Source organism: Mucilaginibacter gotjawali, assembly GCF_002355435.1.
In the GTDB taxonomy this organism is placed as follows: Bacteria; Bacteroidota; Bacteroidia; order Sphingobacteriales; family Sphingobacteriaceae; genus Mucilaginibacter; species Mucilaginibacter gotjawali.
In genome coordinates this window covers 6,019,459-6,039,012 of the sequence record NZ_AP017313.1, presented here as the reverse complement: position 1 = coordinate 6,039,012, position 19,554 = coordinate 6,019,459, and the positions used below count along the sequence as shown (strand labels likewise).

The following is a 19,554-nucleotide window of genomic DNA, read 5'->3' as shown; positions in this document are numbered from 1 at the left end:
TATAGTTATATGGCAGAAGAAATAGCAATTCCCGGCTGGAAGAAGTGGCTCGAAGGTATCGGCGACCAGGTGGACTTTTTTTTAAAATTTTTCAGGAACATTTTCACCGGAGGCTTTGAATGGTCGGAATTTGTTCGGCAATGTTACGAAATCGGCTACCGGTCCATGATGCTGGTGGGTATTACCTCATTTATTATGGGCGTGGTATTAATTGTGCAGCTCCGGCCCACGCTTGTTGCCTTTGGTGCAGCCAGTATGTTACCCAAAACGCTGTCTGTTTCATTTATACGGGAGATTGGCCCGGTGATCATCGCAATAATATGCGCCGGTAAAATAGCATCAAGCATTGGTGCAGAACTGGGTAGCATGAAAGTTACGGAGCAACTGGATGCTATGGAAGTATCAGGGGCAAACCCGCAGCAATACCTGGTGGTTACCCGTATCCTGGCAACAACCATTATGGTGCCTATTTTATCAGTAATTGGCGATGTAATTGGACTTTTTGGGGGTTTCCTCGCGTTAAATCTCCGGGATAATATGAGTTTTAGCCTCTATTTTACCAAAGTAGTGGCATCAATTGATTTCTCTGATTTCCTGCCCGCCTTTATTAAAACCATATTTTTCGGCTTTGCCATAGGTTTTGTGGGTTGTTACAAAGGTTTCCATTCAAATAAAGGTACCGAAAGCGTTGGCATTGCAGCAAATTCAGCTGTTGTGACCGCCTCCTTATGGATCTTCGTTATCGACGCCATCGCGGTGCAGCTTACCAGTTTATTGTTTTATAAATAGGATGGAGATGGAAATAGTGAGGACAAATAACGATCAATCGGAAACCGCGAAAAACAAAAATGAAGTGGTGATATCCATTAAAGGGTTGAAGAAATCCTTCGGAGAAAAAGATGTTTTAAAGGACATTAACCTTGAATTGAAAAGGGGCGAGAATATAGTTGTTTTAGGAAGATCGGGCACAGGCAAATCTGTAACTATCCAATGTATAGTGGGTTTGTTGAAGCAGGATGCCGGCTCGCTTACCGTATTTGGCGATGAAGTTGCAGATATGGACGACAAACAACTAAAGGAACTAAGGATAAAAATCGGCTTTTTATTTCAAAGCGGGGCATTGTATGATTCGATGACCGTTAGAGAAAATTTGGAATTCCCGTTAACGCGGGTGTTGAAATTAACCGATCAGGCGGAAATTGATAAAAGAGTTGAAGAGGCGCTCGATGGGGTTGGCCTCCTTGAGGCAATAGATAAAATGCCGTCTGATTTATCAGGTGGGATGCGGAAAAGAGCAGGCCTGGCGCGTACCATCATTGTAAACCCGGAGATCATATTATATGATGAACCGACCACCGGGCTTGACCCGATCACCTCGCGAGAGATCAGTGATTTGATATTGAGTATACAAAAAAAATATAAAACATCATCAATCATTATTACGCATGATATGGAATGTGCCCGGATAGCGGCCGACCGCATGATGATAATGGATAACGGAGAATTTATAGCTGAAGGTACTTTTGAAAGCCTTCATAAATCAAACAACAAAATTGTAGCATCTTTTTTTAAAGACATATTATGAAAACAACATCCAGCCAAAAAATAAAAATCGGCTTTTTTACTTTTACCGGCCTGCTTGTATTGGTACTGGCCATCTTTTTTATAGGGAACAGAAAAAATCTTTTCAGTTCGACATTTGCGGTATACGGCACCTTTAAAAACGTAAACGGGTTACAGGTAGGCAATAACGTGCGTTTTGCCGGGATCAATGTAGGGGTGGTACAGGCAATTAATATAGTAACCGACAGCGCTGCCCGGGTTGACCTCACCTTAAACAGCGATGTCAGAAAATTTATTAAAAAAGATTCCAAAATAAGCATTGGCAGCGATGGCTTAATGGGTGATAAATTGATTGTTATTGCCCCCGGGGGTATAACCAGCACAGAGATAGTGAAAAACGGAGATCAGTTAACCGCTGTTAACCCGGTTGATGTTGACCGGATAATCGCTAAAATGACGAAAGTGATTGACAATGCAGAAACGCTTACAGGCGGCTTGTCGCAAATTGTTGCTAAAGTAAACAGCGGGCAGGGAAGTATTGGGCGGTTATTGAACAGCGATAAACTGTCAAAGGATCTTGAAGGAACCGTTCGGCAGGCAAAAACTACCATGCAGAATGTACACAAAACTACTACTACTTTAAATACAGACCTGAAAGCGGCTCAAAGTAACTTTTTGTTAAAGGGATTTTTTAAGAAGAAAAAGAAGAAGGAGCAACAGGATTCGATAAAGAGGGCAGAGGCCGCAGGAACACCAGCAACGAAACAGTAAACAGGAATTGGCCATACAACACCACCAGCCCGCTTACGAAAAAAATTGGGTTAAAGCTGCAGGATCAGGCCGTTTGAAATTTCCGGTCATTATCCAAAAGCATTGCCTGTTGTTTTTTCAATTTCTCTTTATGCAAAAACCGCCAGTGTATTCCGCCTAATAATAAAGCGGCCATGCCCTGGGCCATTAAGGTATCATTGGGGCCGATATATTTGGAGATGGTACCAACAAGTAAACCGCCCAGTGGCTGCATGCCGAAAAAGGCCAGCGCATAAAAGCTGATCACCCGGCCACGCATTTTTGGATCAGCAGTTGTTTGAATGATGGTATTGGTTACCGTGATCTGCGACATCATGCCGAACCCTGCAACAGTAACAAATAATAAGGCCAGCCAGTAAATGTGCTCATGCGAAAAAAGGACCAGCCCGGCGCCAAAAATCAGGGTATTTAAGAAAAGAATACGCCTGAGGTCGGTTCCTGATTTTAGGGATGCCAGGAAAATAGCGCCCAAAAATGCGCCGAGGCCTATAAAACTGTCTATTACACCAAAAGTTGTTGCCGTGCCATGGAAAACATCACGGGCATAATAGGGAACCAGGGTGCTGAAGGGTAATACCAGCAAACTAACCAGCGCCAGCATGATCAGTACAAACGATATGGATGGTGTGCTTTTAATATAGGCCCATCCTTCCTTTAGTTCGCCAAAAACATTTTTTTTATGTATAACATGTTTGTATTGAGGCAATTTCATCATTAAAAGCGAAATAATTACCGCAACAAAGCTTAAGGCGTTGAGTAAGAAACAGGCGCCGTCGCCAATACCCTCCAAAACCAGGCCCGCGAGGGCAGGCCCAACAATACGCGAAAGGTTAACCATTGAAGAATTTAGCGCGAGTGCATTTGGCAGGTCTTCTTTATCTTCCACCATTTCGTACACCAGCGACTGCCGTGCAGGTACATCAAAAGCATTGATGATACCTAAAACTACGCTCAGCGTTAATATTTCCCAAACTTCGTAGTGTTTAAGCAGGATGAGTATGGCCAGTAAAACGGCTTGTATCAGCGAAGCCACCTGGGTGGTGAGCAAAACCTTGTAACGGTTATACCTGTCGGATACTACACCTCCGATGAGTGAAAATATAAATGCAGGGAACAGGCTGGCAAAAAGCGTTAGCCCCAGCATAAAGGTGGAATGGGTTAAAGTATATATCACCCAGCTTACGGCGGTTTTTTGCATCCAGGTGCCAATAAGCGAGATGGATTGCCCGGTAAAAAATAAACGGTAGTTACGGCTTTTAAAAGCCCTGAATGTTCTTGCGTTTTTAATGGTGTCTGTACTCATTTAATCTTTTCTTTCTCACTTAAATTCAACCAGTTTGGTAAACGGAACAATTATTTTTTTCAGCAATTCCTTCTCTTCGGGGGTGCAGGTTTTCTCAATCGCATTAAGCAGCCATTCATCGCGTTCGTTTTTAAACTGCAAAAAGATTTTTTCTCCCTCCTCTGAAAGAGAAATGTTAACTTTTCTTTTATCGGTGGCCGATGGTATGCGAATGATATACCCCATCTCAAACAAATGATTCAAAACCTGAGACATGCTTTGGTTGGTGATCATTTCCATGGCGGCAAGTTCGCTGGGCAACAAAGCCTTATGCTCATACAACAAACCCATTGTAGATCGTTCGGTGAAAGAGAACGTTTGCCCGGTGGGCGATTCTTTCCTGATTTTTTTGATCAAACGGTTAAAAACCGTCCGCAAATCTGATGCAAATTGAAGGTTTTGCTGATGTTCCATTTAAATTGTAAGCTAAACTAATAAGTTTACCTTACAAATATCGATCGATTTTTTGAGAGTTTTATCACCCTAAGGTCAGGAATAGGTTGATTGGGTTGGATTAAGTTGATTGAGTTGGATTTTACATTGGAAATACAAGTTTTTTGAAGATTTTGGATAAAAAGGGGGTACATGCTATTTCACGGGTATTTGATAACAGGCTGTTTATTAGTTTTTTATATAAAATTGTAATCCAAGTGTTTCATCTGTCACACCGCGTCGTAGATCACGCACTTCTTAAATTGGCGGTTTTCCTGGCAGTAACTTAGTCAACTCAATCAACTTAATCCAACCCAATCAACTAAAAACCCAATTATATTATTAAACTTGTATTTGCGTTAAAAGAAACTGAATAGTACTGAATTATGAATACTGCCGGTAACTATGAGCTTTTGATTGAAAAGATAAACCTGTTTATCCGTAAATACTATTTTAACCGGTTTTTACGGGGCCTGATCTTTTTGGGCGCGGGGCTATTTTCGGCTTATGTTGTAATTACCGTGAGCGAGTATTTCGGCAATTTTAATATTCTTTTCCGCACTATCCTGTTCTACTTTTTTATTTTCCTCAATATTGGTTTTATTGCCTGGCTGATACTCCCCTCCTTACTGGCGTGGCTAAAATTAGGAAAAACCTTAACCCACGACCAGGCAGCAGAAATAATAGGGAAACATTTTAGCGACGTAAATGATAAGCTGCTCAATACGCTTCAGCTTAAGAAATTGTCGGATGCCGATCCGCGGCACCGGGCATTGATTGAAGCCGGAATCGACCAAAAAATAGAGACATTAAAGCCGGTTAGCTTTCCGGCGGCTATTAATATCAAAGAGAATGCTAAATATTTAAAATGGGTAATTTTCCCGGCGGCGATCATTTGTATTATTGCTTTGGCCGCGCCATCGGTACTTACCGAAAGCACAAAAAGGCTCATCAGGCATAATGAATATTTTGTGCCGGCCGCCCCTTTCAATTTTATCGTGCAGAACAAAACATTGTCTGTTGTACAGGGCGACGACCTGAAGCTCGACCTGAAATTGCAGGGCGACAAGCTCCCCGCAGATGTTTACGTGGAAACAGCGAACAATACCTTTAAACTGGATAAGGAGAATATCAGCAAATTCCATTACCTGTTTACCAATATACAAAAAAACACCTCGTTTAAGCTCACCGCAAATGGCTTTACATCTGCGCCCTATGAAATAAAAGTAAATTTGCGCCCGGCCCTGCTGCATTTTGATGCCGACCTGAATTACCCGGCCTATCTGCATAAAAAAAAGGAAACGATTCCTAATGCCGGCGATTTGACCATACCTGCCGGCACCGAAGTAAAATGGAACTTCCATACCCAAAACGCTACGGCATTACAGTTTTTAATAAATGGAAGACCGGTGATGGTTAACCCTGCTGCTCCGGATGTATTTGAGCATAGGGAAAGGGTCATCAAAAACAGTGTTTATAAAATTATACCGCTGAATGCGATGGCTAATCGTCGCGATTCGGCCAGTTACCGGTTAAATGTGATAGCCGACGAAATACCCACGATTACCGTGCAGGAAAAACAGGACTCGGTGAGCATCAAAACGCTTTATTTTAACGGGAGCATACAGGACGACCATGGGTTCTCGTCGCTCACCTTTAATTATAAAGTGGGCGACCCGGCAGATAAAGTAAATCTTAAAACATACACCAAACAGGTTAAGGCTGATTTGAGCCAAACCCAGGCCGGCTTTTTTTATTATTGGAGCCTTAAAGATATGGGCATAAAACCCGGCGACCAGGTAACCTATTATTTTGAAGTTGCTGATAATGATGGCGTAAATGGGCCCAAAAAGGTGCGGTCGCCCGAGCATTCGCTTCACATCCCCGATGCCGCCGAATTGAATAACGAATTAAATGCCGGCACCCAGCAAGTGAAACAGAAAATGGAGTCGGCTATAAAACTTGCCGGTCAGGTAGAGCGCGAATCCCAAAAACTGAATGAGCTGTTGCTGGATAAAAACAACCTTTCATTTGATGAAAAAAAGCAGATCCAGGACCTGATGCAAAAAAGAAGGATCTGGACGACCTGGTAAAGGAAATACAGGGAGAGAATAAAAAGAATTTATTTAACAGGCAGGAAAACCAGCAGCAGGATAAAAATTTGAGCGAAAAGCAACAGCAGATGGAGCAGTTGCTGGATAAGTTACTGGATCCGAAAACCGAAGAAATGCTGCAAAAACTGGCCCAAATGCTGCAGCAGGAACAGAAAGAAGGGACAAGGGATCAATTATCGAAAATGCAGATGGATAATAAGTCCCTGAAAAAAGAGCTTGACCGTATGCTGGAGTTGTATAAAAAACTGGAGTTTGAACAAAAGCTGAATCAAAACGCCGACCAGTTAAAGAACCTGGCGCAGGAACAGCAACAATTATCAGAACAAGCCAGGCAACCCGATGCCAACGCAAAGGACCTGCAAAAGGAACAGGAGAATTTGAATAAGAATTTCCAGGATATCAAAAAATCATTGGACGACCTGCAAAAAACCAATGAACAGGCTGAACATAAGCAGGAATTTGATAACCCAAAGCAGGAGGAGCAGAATATTGACCAGCAAATGCAGAAAAGCTCGGACGAATTGAGCAAGAACGATCCGAAAAAAGCAGCGCAATCACAGCAGAAGGCTGCGGGCCAGATGAAGGCGCTTTCTGAAAAAATGCAGCAAAAGGAGCAGGAGGGTGAAGAAAGCCAAAACACGGTTGACGCACAGCAATTGCGCGAATTATTGAAAAACCTGGTCAATAGCTCGTTCGCGCAGGAAAAGGTAATGCAAACATTAAAAAATACCAGTACGAACGATCCCAATTATATCACGCTGTCGCAAACACAAAAAAACATTAAAGATAACCTTAAAACAGCAGAGGATAGTCTTTACGCCCTGAGCCGGCGCATTCCGCAGATACAAACCACCGTTAACCAGGAAATAGCAGGTATAAATGACCATATTGACAAGGCGCTGCAGAATTTAGGCGAGCGCGTTACGCCGGAAGCCTCGCGCAATCAGCAATATGCCATGACCTCCATGAACAACCTTGCATTAATGCTAAGTGAAGCGCTTGATCAGTTGCAAAATGCGATGAGCAAAGGGAAAAGCGGCAAAGGCAAGGGGAAACAGCAATCGGTTTCATCGCTGGCCCGGATGCAGCAACAATTAAATCAAAACATGCAGAAGGCCCGGGAGCAAATGCAGCAACAGGGAAACCCGGGAAAAAGTCAAAATGGAAATAATGAAAATATTAGTGAACAATTAGCTAAATTAGCGCGTCAGCAACAAGAGATAAGAGAGGCCTTGCAGCAGTTAAACAGGCAGGAAAATAAGGACGGTACAGGTAGTTTGGGAAATTTGGATAAAATTTCACAACAAATGGAACAAACTGAACGCGATCTCGTAAACAGGAGAATATCGGAAGAAGCCATCAAACGCCAGCAACAAATACAAAGCCGGTTATTGGAGGCTGAAAAGGCTGAACAACAGCGGGAACAGGACCAGCAGCGCGAAAGCCATGCAGGGAAAGATGTCCCACCGGGTTATATTAAAGCACTGCAGGAATACAGGCAGGCCAATGAAAAACAAACTGAGCAGGTAAAAACTATACCGCCTGCACTAAATTTTTATTATAAATTAAAAATAAAATCTTACTTTGATCTACTCAACGCTAAATGACATGGACCAATCAAATGTTCAAACAAGTGAAATGTATACCTTACAATTGCCTTCAAAACAGGAAAGCATAACACTGCTGGAAAATTTGATAGAAGAAATTGCCGATAAACACAAAATTAGTGAAGATACTTTTGCTAATATGATGACTACACTTAGTGAGGCCGCAATTAACGCTATTGTACACGGTAACAAGCTCGACCCCGCAAAAAAGGTTATTATTAATGCCGAAATTGAAAATCGCCGCATTATATGGACCGTTACCGATGAAGGTGAAGGGTTTGATTATAATAACCTGGCAGATCCAACATCGCCGGAAAACCTGGAAAACTTAACAGGCAGGGGAGTCTTCATCATGAAACACCTGGCCGATCAATGCATTTTTAATACCAAAGGCAACGAAGTTGAACTTCACTTTAAATTATAATGCCCGCAATCCATTTTTTTGAAGAAGACATCACCTACAAGTTAAAAAATAAAACCCTCGTAAGGCAATGGATCACCCAGACCATACTTGCAGAGGGTTATAAACTAAAAGAGCTCAATTATATTTTTTGTTCCGATGCTTATTTATTGCAGATCAACCAGCAATACTTAAACCATGATACCTATACAGATATCGTAACCTTTGACAATTCAGAAACAGAAAAGGTTATTATCGGCGACATTTTTATCTCCATCGAGCGTATCCGCGAAAACGCCGCAAAATTTAGTACCAGCGAAACCGACGAACTACACCGCGTTATCATTCACGGGGCCTTGCATTTGCTGGGCTATAAAGATAAAACTCCTGCCACCAAGCAAAAAATGACACAAAAAGAGGATTTCTATTTGAACAAAAGAAGTTTTTAGTTGTCGCCGTATTCAGCAACCCTCTGTTGCCGGTATTTTTGCGCATTTCACCTAATTCCTTATATTAACGTGAGTTCGAGATAAGAAAAACTTTTGCTCCGCCTCGTGGCGGACTACCGCTTTGTAATACGATGTTCAAACGTTGTTTTTGCTGCGTCAGCGGCTACCCATTCGCGAAGGGTAGCCACTGACGTGGCAATTATGCTTGGTATTTGGTTTCTACAAAGCGGTAGTCCGCCACGAGGCGGAGCATACTACAATGGATATTAAATGCTTATATCGAGCTCACGTTATATTAGTTTTAATCGTTAAATTTGAGAAAGCATTTTTATGAAATTAAAAGTAATTATACATGTTGCTGAAGAAGGCGGTTTGTGGGCTGAAGTTCCTGCTTTGCCGGGATGCGTGACGCAGGCTGAAACCATGGAGGAGTTGATTCCTAACATTTATGAAGCAGTTGAGGGGTGTTTGATGGTTGAAATTGAGCCGGATTCCATCGGGGAACACGATACGGTTTTGGAGTTAGCCGTATGAAGACCTTAAGTGGGAAAAAGTTCATTAAAATATTAGAACAAAAAGGCTGGAATCTGAAAAGAATTAATGGCAGCCACCATATTTACACGCATCCTGGAAAAACTGAGATTATTTCGGTTCCTGTTCACAAAAATGAAGACCTTAAGATCGGCTTACAGAAAAAATTGATGAGTATAGCGGAAATAAGCGACGAAGAACTGTAATAAACAGAGGAACAAAAAATGACACAAAAAGAAGATTTCTATTTAAACAAAAGAAGTTTTATTGGCTAATTTTACCCTGATTATACGCCTTTTGAAACCAATCTTTTAAAAACATGAAAATACTTTTTTTAATTTTTGCAACGATGCTCATTGCTCCATCTTCAGTTTATGATTTCAAATTAAAAAACATTGACGGACAGGATTTCTCGCTGGCTAAGTACAGGGGGAAAAAAGTGTTAGTAGTTAACACCGCATCCAAATGCGGCTTTACACCACAATATGCCGAACTGCAAAAGCTTGCAGACCTTTACCAAGACAAATTAGTTGTGGTGGGGTTCCCTGCCAATAACTTTGGACAGCAGGAACCCGGAACAGCAGCCGAGATCAAAACATTCTGTTCAAAGAACTTCGGCGTAACTTTCCCCTTAAGCGAAAAAGTTAGCGTTAAAGGCGACGATATATGCCCACTGTTCAAATATCTGACCGAAGCGCCAAATCCTGACTTTACCGGAGAGATCAAATGGAACTTTGAAAAATTCCTGATCGACGAAAATGGCAAATTGATCCACCGTTTCCGCTCGCAAACAACACCGTTGTCTCCTGACCTGACAAAATATTTGTAAGCCGGGATTAAAGATTTTTTAGCCGCCTCAAAATTAATTTTTGAGGCGGCTTTTTTATGATGCACCGGGCCAACAGCCTGTCCCCTGCAGGGCTATCATAATACATTGGTATAGCTATTCTCCGCAATCGTATATACATTAAGCCCGTTGGTGTAATTTACAACCACCGTGTTTAAATTTAGTTTAGCTTTATACTAAACAATACTCAGATAACCAGCCATTGTTAGCGCAATTACAGCGGATAGCCGTTTGGTTTTCTATTATTTTAAGCCGGTACTTTTGCCAATAAAAAATGAATTTCATCCTCCCTAACCCGTATCACCATGCAAGCCCAACCATTTACCGTAGCCGACTATTTGTTAACCCGCCTAAAGCAATTGAATGTGACGGAGGTGTTTCAAATACCGGGGGATTATGTAAAACACTTCACCCAGGCCCTGGAGTATTTTGACGGGGTTAATGCAATTGGTGCAGTTAACGAGCTGGATGCTGCATATGCTGCCGACGCTTACGGACGCACCCGGGGGCTCGGTGCTGTTTCGCTGCAATATGGGGTGAGCACCTTCAGTGCCCTTAACGCCATCGCCGGCGCTTTTGTTGAACGCAGCCCGGTGGTTGTGATCAGTGCCTGCCCCGGTGCGGACGCCCGGCAGATCACTAAAATGTATGATGTGCTATATCATCATTCAACCGGCAATATGGCGGCAGACCAGGAAATTTACCGGCACGTAACCGTTGGCGCAATTACGTTGAGCACATCGGCGGGAGCCCCCGAAAAGATTGATAATTTACTCATTGCAGCAATCACGCACAAACGGCCGGTTTACATAGCTTGTTACAAAGAGGTTTGGGGCGAACCCTGCCCCATGCCGCCCGAAAGTATATTGCAGCCCGTTATTATTAAAAGTGACCCACTCGCCCTTGAAAACGCCGTTGAACAGGCCTGGAGCCAAATAACAGCGGCGAAAAGTCCCTTGATTTTCGCCGGCGTTGAAATCCTCCGCCATGGGTTGTCCGGCCTTTTACAACAAATAATCGACGCCAGCGGTATGTTGTACACCACCACCACCGAGGGAAAAACAGTGCTGGATGAGAGGGGCGATAAATTTATCGGGACCTACGCTGATGCAGCCTCCATACATGAAGTTCATCAACTGGTAACCGGTGCAGATTGTTTCCTTACCTTCGGAACTATCATCACCGATGATTACCTGGTTTTTATAAAAAGCAAATACGCCGATATGGTGCTGGCTACTACCGGGCAAGTGCGGGCGGGCTATTTCACTTATGAAAACGTAACGATGCCTGACTTTATGGAGGCCTTGTTGTATAAATTTAAAAACGATAATACCTACCCCTTGCCAGCAATTGCGCCGCCGCCGCCCGCTTACCCCGAACCATGGTTGGCCAACTCCGACCCCTATTGGAATGATAAACCGGATACCATTACCTATAACCGCTTTTTTCAGCATTCGATGAAGTTTTTGGATGATAATAACCTGTTGAAGGATATTGTTATCACGCTTGGCGTAAGTTCATCATTGTACGTGGCTACTAACGCTTACGGCTTGTCGCAAGGCAGCTTTATATCGTCAGCAGCCTGGCAATGCATCGGTTTTGAAACAGGCGCCGCGTCGGGCGCCCAGCTGGGAGGCGGAAAACGCGCATGGACAATTGCCGGAGATGGCGGTTTCATGATGGTTTGCCAGTCGCTTTCAACCCTCGCCCGGAATAATTTAAACGCAGTAATATTTGTTATGAGTAATGGCGTATATGCCATTGAACAGGTTTATGTAGATATGGACGCTTTTAAACCCGGGCCCCAATATAAATTCGACGCATTTGACATCCTGCCCGGGTGGAACTACCTGCCCCTGGCAAAAGCTTTCGGTGCCGAAGGCTTCCGCGTAACCACCATAAACGAGTTGAAAACGGTACTGGAAAAACTCAAAGACATAAAGGATAAACCAACCCTGGTAGAAGTGGTGATCCCTGAAAAAGATCTGCCGCGACAAATGTACCGCCTGGGCGCTGAGCCAGCCTGAGTTAACGCTAAAAATAAAACACGATATGAAAAATAAAACCTATTCCATTTTTGGCGCGGGCGCCTCGGGTCTGTACACCGCCTGGCGACTATTAAACGGCGAGCCTGATAGTAAACAGGGAGAGGAAAAAAGATTACTGGCCGGCGATACCCTTGAATTATATGATTGGGGGAAATACGATTTTACAAAAGAAAACCCGGGCACCCGCGCCGCCGGCGCAAGGGTATGTACCTGGCATTATAACAATGATAGTTCACAGGCCTACCTGGAACTGGGCGGCATGCGGTATTCTGCATGGAACGGACAGCCGGGCGCCCAAAACCCGGGGCACAGGCTGGTTACGACCGTAATTAACAAGCTCGACCTCGATAAATATTCAGTGCCCTTCAATGTATCCGCTAACACCCTGTTTTATTTACGGACAAAGAACATGTACCTGAATGATATTTCTTCAAGTAACCCTGCTCCGTATAACGTTGATAATTACGGTGCGACCACTTCGCCGGATACAGGATTTTCAACGATAGAAAGTTTAGCAGTTGACCCTGATGCCAGCCCAAAAACCAGGGCAGAGTGGTGTGAATTTTATCAAAACGGAGCCATAAACGTGGAACTACCGGAGTCGTCTGTTTTCCAGAAGGGAGACAAACTCAAAAACATTGGTTACTGGAACCTTTTGTTTGATCAATTAGGATCCGAAGGGTTTCAATATACGGCCGACGGAAACGGGTACACTTCCAATATCATTAACTGGAACGCTGCAGTTGCCATCCAGGCAAACGATGAATTTACACCGGGAAGCCAGTATAAAACACTTACCAAAGGTTATTCAAGCTTGTTTAATGCATTGTTCAGTGCCATCGTACAGTTAGCGAACCAGAAAGGGATAATATTTGATTACCAGCCGGACACCCGGCTGCATTCTATCCTCGACCAAAACGGCAAAGTTCATTTTAGTTTGGCCACCCGCGAACATCCCGATAAAAAGGCGGCTTTAAAAGTAAGCGATGCGGCATGGCTGGCAATGCCTCCTTATGCACTGGAGCTGGTAGCGCAGGCTACGCGCTATGCGGACGTTGAAGGATTGGACGTGCTTAATCACGAAAGGGTGCAGAATTATCTTAGTTCCGCGATCATGCAGCCATCCTATAAGATCGGGATGTTTTTTGATACGCCATGGTGGATAAACGATCCGAATAATAAAAATAACCCGGTTTACCAGGCGCCGATACTTGCCTGGGAAATAACAATGGTTGTGCTTGAGGCGCTGGCAAAAAAAGGCTTCCCCTTAAGGTATATCGAAAAAATCAATAACTGCAACACAATCCTCAACACCCCTTATGCTTCTTCTGCGGCTCTTATTGAAGCGGTAGTGCAATGCATTAACGAACGTTTGACGATTGAGCAGGAAAAAGAATTGCTTGCGGCATCGCAAAGAAACACCATTGGCCCAAGCATTACCGATACCCCCATCAGGCAGGTGGTTTATTTTGGCAATAACGCGTTGGACAGGGACGCTAAGCCCGTTTACGGCATCCTTGCAAGCTATGACGATGAGCAGTTTACAAGCTTTTGGGAAGAACTGGAATATGGGAATAATGATGCAGAAAAAGTACCCTTTTCAGAAAATTACCAGCCACTGATCGGGCCGCGTAAGGCAACAGCTGTAATGGTGAAAATGCTGCGGCAGCAGTTGGCTGCACTGCATTTTGGCCCGCAGGCCGATTACAGTATTATACCTGAGCCTTTGGAGTGCCGCTATATGGATTGGTCGCTGCCGCCATTCAATGCCGGATACCATGCCTACGCTGCACACTACGATGTTTGCGATGTGCAGCAAAAGATCCGTAAGCCGTCGCAATTGATAAGCAATGCCGATGCCAATATTTTTATTGTTGGTGAGGCCTATTCAAACGACCAGGCCTGGGTGGAAGGCGCCTTTTGTACAGCAGAATCCGTATTAAATGATTTTTTTGGCGTGCTACCTATTATTGATGACGAAAATTATCCATTTATCTGTCCTTGTGGCAGGTGATCTTCAGGTAAAGGGATTAATCCATTTGTTTGTGCCCGGCAAATCTATTGATAAACCTATATGTTAACTGACCAGCCGTCCCGGATTGATTTTTGGGGCGGTTTTTTTTTGAGTTTCGAGATATTGTATCCTGTTGTTTTTTTTGGCCGTTGCGATAAGGGCGTCGAATTGTCATCGGATGATGCGACGTTAGGATCAACGTCTCTTAATGGCGGATATTCCAGCCTTTAATTGGTTAGTCCTTTTAGCAGTCCGAAATAAGCAGGTTTCTTTTTATAGGCAGCGTCAAACGGCAGGGGCCAGTCTTTGCGATTGAAAAATGCCGGTATCCAGCTGTCCGCATCACAAAACTCCCAGGTAGTGATGCCGTACCTTTGGGCTGCTGGAACCGAGGCCCTGTAGGTTTCTGCAATAAATTGGTAAAGCGCAGCCTGTTTCAGCTGAAGGGCACTGGTAAAAGTGATATTTGGGTCGGCGCCGGGGTTGACTGAAATATCCAGTTCAGATAGGTGAACCAATAAGCCTGTAGCTGCCAGCCTTTTTAAGGCAGACGTAATGCCAGCTGTATCTACATTAATATCAATATGCATTTGCATGCCGATGCCGGAGATAGGGATGCCCCGTTTTTTTAATCCGCTTACCAGTGCAATCATTGAATCAAGCTTTATCCCGCCCCACTCCTGGCCATAATCATTATAAAACAAAAGTGCGTTCGGATCGGATTGATGTGCATACACGAATGCCCGTGCAATATAATCAGGTCCCAGATGCCGCCGCCAAATGCTGCCGGTGCCATCGCCAGGTGTTGCATCCTCGTTGCGTAGTTGTCCGTTATCATCACGGATGGCTTCATTTACCACATCCCACGAAGCAACCTGCCCCTTGTAGTGTGCGGCTTCTGTTTGAATATGGGTCTTAAAAACATTTTCCCAGGCCGGGGCATCACCCTGGAACGTAAGCAACCATGCCGGGAGTGCCTGGTGCCAAATAAAATTATGCCCATGCATCCGAAAATGGTGCAGGGCTGCGAAATTAACAATAGCATCGCCGGGGGCGTAGTTAAAAGTGCCCTGTTGAGGTTCGGTGATGTCGAACTTCATTTCATAATCCGCCGTCATGCTGTTGTATTCCGTAAGCAACACGCCCTGGTAATAATAATTATTTAAAATGCCATTAGATGTAACAGCCGAGCCCATTGGAAAAGGGGCCGCCGCCTTCAACGTGGCGACAGGAGGTGCCACGGCAGGGTGGGCGCTCTTTTTGCAGCCTTCTGCAAATAACAGAAAGGCCAACAACGTTAAGCAGCTATATTTTTTTAATGATGCGGGCATCCGGGGGGATTATGGGTTCCATTTTTAAAGATAGGTGTTTTTAACGCAGCATAGCAATACTTTGCGATTTTACACACCGCGCCAGCGCAGAAGAAAAACCTGAAGCAATTGATTATCAGGAGAATGCGTCGATATTGACAAAAAAGATAATTTGATTTGAATTGATTATCAGCCACTTAGCGAAGTGCGATGATTTGTTACAAGTTGAAACATATTGATAATGAGCGTGTTTCATAGCGTTCCGCAGTGTTCCGCGTGCGAAAAAATGGAACGCCGGAACGCTTAGCGGCCGGAGTATTTATTTTGGCATAAACGGCCTGCGGATTCTGGTGAAAAAATAAGTAATCCATAGCAATGGGCTTAACCAAAGCTATGGATCGTATTTGCCGGTATTACTACCCGCATTATATAAACAACATGTGCACGCCTTCGCCGGCGCTTTCCTTGTAGAAATCGCCTACGGTTATGATGGCCTCAACACCTTCGTAAAGGTCGTCCCTTGTATAATGGAACATATCCACAGCTAATTTACAGGCCCAGAGCTTTACGCCGGATGCTGTTAAAATATCCAGGAATTCGGGAATTTCCGGCATATCAATTTTTTCCATTTCCTTTTTCATCATATGGGATGCCAGGGCCTCCATGCCCGGCAGGCCACCCAGCATGGTGGGCATATGCATGGCCGGATTTCCTACGGTTGCAACATGTAAATGTTCCAGTTTCTTTTTGTGAATGGCCTCGAGGCCGAAAAAAGTAAAAAATATTTCAGCTTCTATTCCTTCCATCCTGGCGCCGTTGGCCAGTACAAATGCGGCGTATACATTTTCAAGTGTGCCTTTTGAAAGGATGATCATCATTTTTTTGATGGCGCCTTTATCTTCGTTCATGATCGTTTGATATTAAGTGTTAAATGCAGCTGGCAGGTTTTGGAATGCCGGCAATTTTGGTGGCAGTTTTTAACGGCGCATTCGGAAATAGCGAGTAGAGTTCCCTGATATCAACCACCCCGCTTTTGCCAACACGCCTGATGCTTAATGCTACCTGGTTTTTCTGTTCATTTTGTAAATATCTGATCACGTCCCAATGCCTTGGGGTGAGGGACAGGTGGTTTTCGGCGGCGATCGCCTCGCCAACTTTTTCGTCCCATTGATTAAAATCGGTTAAATAACCTTCTTCGTTTACGGTAATTGGTTTACCTGCTATAACTTTTTCCATGATGTTGCTTTTTTTATTCGTTCAATGCTTTTTCATAATGTTTTCCGGATTCGGACATATTTGCCGAAACAAAGGGGATATGCGTTCCCTTCAGCAATACGTTCCAGTAAATCCACCTGAAGGCCAGTTTACCCATATGGTTCATGCGGCTTTCTTTCAATAACCGTAAGGGGCCTATCCCCGGAAAAGGGAAACTGCCTTCAACCGGTTCGTGCGTATAGTTAAAATCAATCAGCAGCGCCTTGTCATTACCTGTTTCGATAAAACAATTTGCGTGGCCGTCAAACTCCTCACTTAAAGGTTCGCCTTTTACAAAGTGTAAAATGTTGTCGGTTAATATTTCTGCTTCAAAATGCGCAACGGAGCCCGCTTTAGAGGCAGGGATATCACTGGCATCACCCAAAACAAAAATATTGGGGTAGACCTTTGATTGCAGCGTTGCCTTATTGGTCGGCACGTAATTAAGGTCGTCGCCCATGCCTGATCGGTCCATTAGCTCGTCGCCTTTATTGGTGGGCACGGTTACCAGGATATCAAACGGGATGGCTCGACCGCCATAATCAATGATCTGCTTATTTTCGTTATCCACCTGCTCAATAGCAAAATCGCTTTCTATCCTGATATGTTTTTCATCCAGTAAATGCGTTAAAGCTTCTGTGGCTTTTGGTTTGGTAAAGGCTCCGCTCAGGGGTGTTACATAAGTGATTCCTACTTTGTCGCGCATGTCTTTGTTCTTAAAAAAAGAGTCGGCCAGAAACGCAAATTCAAGTGGGGCAACCGGGCATTTGATAGGCATTTCGGTAATATGGACCACCAGATTGCCGCCTGTCCAGTCGCGCAGTTTATTTCTGAGCGCAAGTGCGCCTTCGAAGGTGTAGAAATCAAAAACGGACTTTTGCCATTCTTCGCCACCCATTCCCGGAGTTTCTTCTGGCGATATTTTGGCGCCGGTAGCAATGATCAGCACATCGTAGTCGAGTTGTTTGCCATCTGCTAATTGAACTTTATTTTCTTCCGGCAAAATTTTATCGACCCTGCTTTTAATGAGCGACACATCTTTTGGGATAAACTCATCAACAGTTTTAATAATGTCGTCGGGCGTGTAAATGTCGAAAGGCAGAAACAGGAACCCCGGCTGGTAATAATGTTTGTCCCGTTCATCAATAATACTGATGTTCCAATCGGGAGTTTTAAGATGATGGTGCAAGTGATTTGCCATCATTGTTCCGGCGGTTCCTGCACCCAGAATTACAAGATTTTTCATGTGTTTGTATTTGAATGTAAAATTCGGACGGCAAAGCGGGATTAATAATGACCTTGGTTTGGTTACAAAATGATTGTCGGCACCAAAAAAAATGATTGTTTGCACAAGCCTTAAAAAGCCATTTTTATGTAACAAATGATACAAAACAATAGGCAACAGGCTATTATACTTGCCGCCTTTTAAAGCAATAATTTAAGATTGGATGCAGAAAATAAAACGAGATAATATATATTTGTTCCCCGCTTAGCGAGTATGCGAAAGCGGAAAAAATCAACAGTTCGGGATGTAGCGTAGCCCGGTATCGCGCCAGCATGGGGTGCTGGAGGTCGGAAGTTCGAATCTTCTCATCCCGACTTGAAAATAAAAAGCCTTTTGGTGAATACCAAAAGGCTTTTTTGCAGACAGGTACCGAATGTCTGAGACCCCGGGAGATTGCGCAATCAGTATTGAACACACCTGAATCCGACGTGTTCAAGTCCGCTGTCTTCAGAACTTTTCATTCTTCTTGATACCCGGTAACCCGAACAATAACTTTCGTTGCATAAAAAGGAGCCGCCACGAATAACCCTTTTTTTGGCGTAAGGCTCCGCCGGGTCATAGCTCTTCAGTGGCCCCTGCGGGTTTTTTATTCCGCCGGGGCGGTTAGTGCTTTGATAGTAAGTGTTGTTGTAGTAATCGGCGCACCATTCCCAAACATTGCCCGCCATATCATAAAGCCCAAAACCGTTTGCCGGGAATGACGCCACAGGGGCCAGGCCATAAAACTTATCGCGCAGGGTGTTCTGATAAGGGAAATGTCCTTGCCAGGTATTTGCCTTTGGTTTGCCTTCATCCACAGCTTCATTACCCCATGGATATATTTTATTTTGAAGGCCGCCCCGAGCCGCCCACTCCCATTCTGCTTCGGTGGGTAAACGCTTACCTGCCCACTTGCTGTAGGCCACCGCGTCAAACCACGATACATGTACTACCGGGTAGTGCTCCTTACCTTTTATATTGCTGCCGGACCCGTGCGGGTGTCTCCAATTTGCACCTTTTTTCCATAGCCACCATTGTGTGTAATCGTTCAGGTCGACCGCGTGATTTGGCGGGTCAAACACAAGTGATGCCGCTACCAGCAGATTATCATCCGGTTTGGCGGTGCCTGGGGGCAATTGCTTTTTTAATGCGTTCCAATCCGGCTTGCGCTCTGCCGTGGTAATATAGCCCGTTGCACGTACAAATTTTGCAAATTCTGCATTCGTTACTTCTGTTGTATCCATCCAAAACCCATCAACCGTTACTTTGTGCTTAGGATACTCATCATCTGCGGCCTGGTTGTTATCGCCGCCCATCATAAATGTGCCGGTTTTTATCCAAACCATCCCATTGTGGGATGGTTTGGCCGCTATTGATACTGCCGGATTTGAAAAGCTGCTGCTGAGCGAGACAAAACGCGCAGGAATATTTGATTCGCAGCAAAGTGCCACTTCAGGTAATTTTAATGTCGATTGAATGTTGACTACCTGTGCCGTTTTTTGCTTACAGCCAAAATATAACAATAACAAAAAAAAAGGAAATTTTATCAGCTTCATGATATCAAAAAAA

Annotated in this window: 19 protein-coding genes and 1 tRNA gene; 13 read left to right on the top strand and 7 right to left on the bottom strand. The window is 44.1% G+C overall.

Features of this window, described 5'->3' with window-relative positions; translation table 11 throughout:
• Positions 1-9 precede the first annotated feature (9 nt).
• The 3 genes from MgSA37_RS26545 to MgSA37_RS26535 are packed head-to-tail and all read left to right on the top strand — an operon-like array spanning position 10 to position 2,334.
• Positions 10-789, top strand: a complete 780-nt coding sequence (locus tag MgSA37_RS26545; protein WP_096356668.1) for an MlaE family ABC transporter permease — start codon at positions 10-12, stop codon at positions 787-789.
• Between the two features lies 1 nt (position 790).
• On the top strand, positions 791-1,585 hold the full coding sequence (locus MgSA37_RS26540; protein ID WP_375782344.1) for an ABC transporter ATP-binding protein: 795 nt from the start codon (positions 791-793) through the stop codon (positions 1,583-1,585).
• Positions 1,582-2,334 carry an MlaD family protein gene (locus MgSA37_RS26535; protein WP_096356666.1) on the top strand — a complete coding sequence of 251 codons (753 nt, stop codon included), beginning with the start codon at positions 1,582-1,584 and terminating at the stop codon, positions 2,332-2,334. Before MgSA37_RS26540 ends, MgSA37_RS26535 begins: the two co-directional genes overlap by 4 nt.
• 64 nt (positions 2,335-2,398) lie before the next feature.
• On the opposite strand, the gene MgSA37_RS26530 is transcribed toward MgSA37_RS26535, so the two are convergent.
• On the bottom strand, positions 2,399-3,676 hold the full coding sequence (locus MgSA37_RS26530) for an MFS transporter (protein WP_096356664.1): 1,278 nt from the start codon (positions 3,674-3,676) through the stop codon (positions 2,399-2,401).
• A gap of 15 nt (positions 3,677-3,691) precedes the next feature.
• On the bottom strand, positions 3,692-4,129 hold the full coding sequence (locus MgSA37_RS26525) for a MarR family winged helix-turn-helix transcriptional regulator (protein ID WP_096356662.1): 438 nt from the start codon (positions 4,127-4,129) through the stop codon (positions 3,692-3,694).
• 404 nt (positions 4,130-4,533) lie between these two features.
• Between MgSA37_RS26525 and MgSA37_RS26520 the strand changes: the two genes are divergently transcribed.
• From MgSA37_RS26520 to MgSA37_RS26480, 9 genes are all read left to right on the top strand, one after another.
• Complete coding sequence (locus MgSA37_RS26520; RefSeq protein WP_096356660.1) at positions 4,534-6,240, top strand: DUF4175 family protein; 1,707 nt, start codon at positions 4,534-4,536, stop codon at positions 6,238-6,240.
• Between the two features lie 68 nt (positions 6,241-6,308).
• The gene (locus tag MgSA37_RS26515; RefSeq protein ID WP_096356658.1) at positions 6,309-7,868 is read left to right on the top strand and encodes a hypothetical protein; all 1,560 of its coding nucleotides are present in this window, start codon (positions 6,309-6,311) and stop codon (positions 7,866-7,868) included.
• 1 nt (position 7,869) lies between these two features.
• Positions 7,870-8,292, top strand: coding sequence for an ATP-binding protein (locus MgSA37_RS26510; RefSeq protein WP_096356656.1), 423 nt, complete (start codon positions 7,870-7,872; stop codon positions 8,290-8,292).
• Positions 8,292-8,717: an rRNA maturation RNase YbeY gene (gene ybeY, locus MgSA37_RS26505; protein WP_096356654.1), complete on the top strand. Its 426-nt coding sequence runs from the start codon at positions 8,292-8,294 to the stop codon at positions 8,715-8,717. Before MgSA37_RS26510 ends, ybeY begins: the two co-directional genes overlap by 1 nt.
• Before the next feature lie 330 nt (positions 8,718-9,047).
• Positions 9,048-9,251, top strand: coding sequence for a type II toxin-antitoxin system HicB family antitoxin (locus MgSA37_RS26500; protein WP_096356652.1), 204 nt, complete (start codon positions 9,048-9,050; stop codon positions 9,249-9,251).
• On the top strand, positions 9,248-9,454 hold the full coding sequence (locus MgSA37_RS26495) for a type II toxin-antitoxin system HicA family toxin (protein ID WP_096356651.1): 207 nt from the start codon (positions 9,248-9,250) through the stop codon (positions 9,452-9,454). Before MgSA37_RS26500 ends, MgSA37_RS26495 begins: the two co-directional genes overlap by 4 nt.
• A gap of 113 nt (positions 9,455-9,567) precedes the next feature.
• Positions 9,568-10,077, top strand: a complete 510-nt coding sequence (locus MgSA37_RS26490; protein ID WP_096356649.1) for a glutathione peroxidase — start codon at positions 9,568-9,570, stop codon at positions 10,075-10,077.
• A 323-nt stretch (positions 10,078-10,400) separates the two neighbouring features.
• Positions 10,401-12,122: an alpha-keto acid decarboxylase family protein gene (locus MgSA37_RS26485; RefSeq protein WP_096356648.1), complete on the top strand. Its 1,722-nt coding sequence runs from the start codon at positions 10,401-10,403 to the stop codon at positions 12,120-12,122.
• A 25-nt stretch (positions 12,123-12,147) separates the two neighbouring features.
• Positions 12,148-14,157, top strand: a complete 2,010-nt coding sequence (locus MgSA37_RS26480) for a flavin monoamine oxidase family protein (RefSeq protein WP_096356646.1) — start codon at positions 12,148-12,150, stop codon at positions 14,155-14,157.
• Positions 14,158-14,384: 227 nt separating this feature from the next.
• On the opposite strand, the gene MgSA37_RS26475 is transcribed toward MgSA37_RS26480, so the two are convergent.
• The 4 genes from MgSA37_RS26475 to sqr all read right to left on the bottom strand — a co-directional run bounded on the left by MgSA37_RS26475 (position 14,385) and on the right by sqr (position 17,967).
• Positions 14,385-15,488: an endo-1,4-beta-xylanase gene (locus MgSA37_RS26475; RefSeq protein ID WP_096356644.1), complete on the bottom strand. Its 1,104-nt coding sequence runs from the start codon at positions 15,486-15,488 to the stop codon at positions 14,385-14,387.
• A gap of 404 nt (positions 15,489-15,892) precedes the next feature.
• Positions 15,893-16,375 carry a DsrE/DsrF/DrsH-like family protein gene (locus MgSA37_RS26470; protein ID WP_096356642.1) on the bottom strand — a complete coding sequence of 161 codons (483 nt, stop codon included), beginning with the start codon at positions 16,373-16,375 and terminating at the stop codon, positions 15,893-15,895.
• A 19-nt stretch (positions 16,376-16,394) separates the two neighbouring features.
• Positions 16,395-16,703, bottom strand: coding sequence for a TusE/DsrC/DsvC family sulfur relay protein (locus MgSA37_RS26465; protein ID WP_096356640.1), 309 nt, complete (start codon positions 16,701-16,703; stop codon positions 16,395-16,397).
• A gap of 13 nt (positions 16,704-16,716) precedes the next feature.
• Positions 16,717-17,967 (bottom strand): type III sulfide quinone reductase, selenoprotein subtype, encoded by a 1,251-nt coding sequence (gene sqr / locus MgSA37_RS26460; RefSeq protein WP_096357765.1) that lies wholly within the window; start codon positions 17,965-17,967, stop codon positions 16,717-16,719.
• A 279-nt stretch (positions 17,968-18,246) separates the two neighbouring features.
• On the opposite strand from sqr, the gene MgSA37_RS26455 reads away from it, so the two are divergent.
• Positions 18,247-18,320: transfer RNA gene (locus MgSA37_RS26455), tRNA-Pro, on the top strand.
• 87 nt (positions 18,321-18,407) lie between these two features.
• On the opposite strand, the gene MgSA37_RS26450 is transcribed toward MgSA37_RS26455, so the two are convergent.
• Complete coding sequence (locus tag MgSA37_RS26450) at positions 18,408-19,541, bottom strand: formylglycine-generating enzyme family protein (RefSeq protein WP_096356638.1); 1,134 nt, start codon at positions 19,539-19,541, stop codon at positions 18,408-18,410.
• Positions 19,542-19,554: the final 13 nt, after the last annotated feature.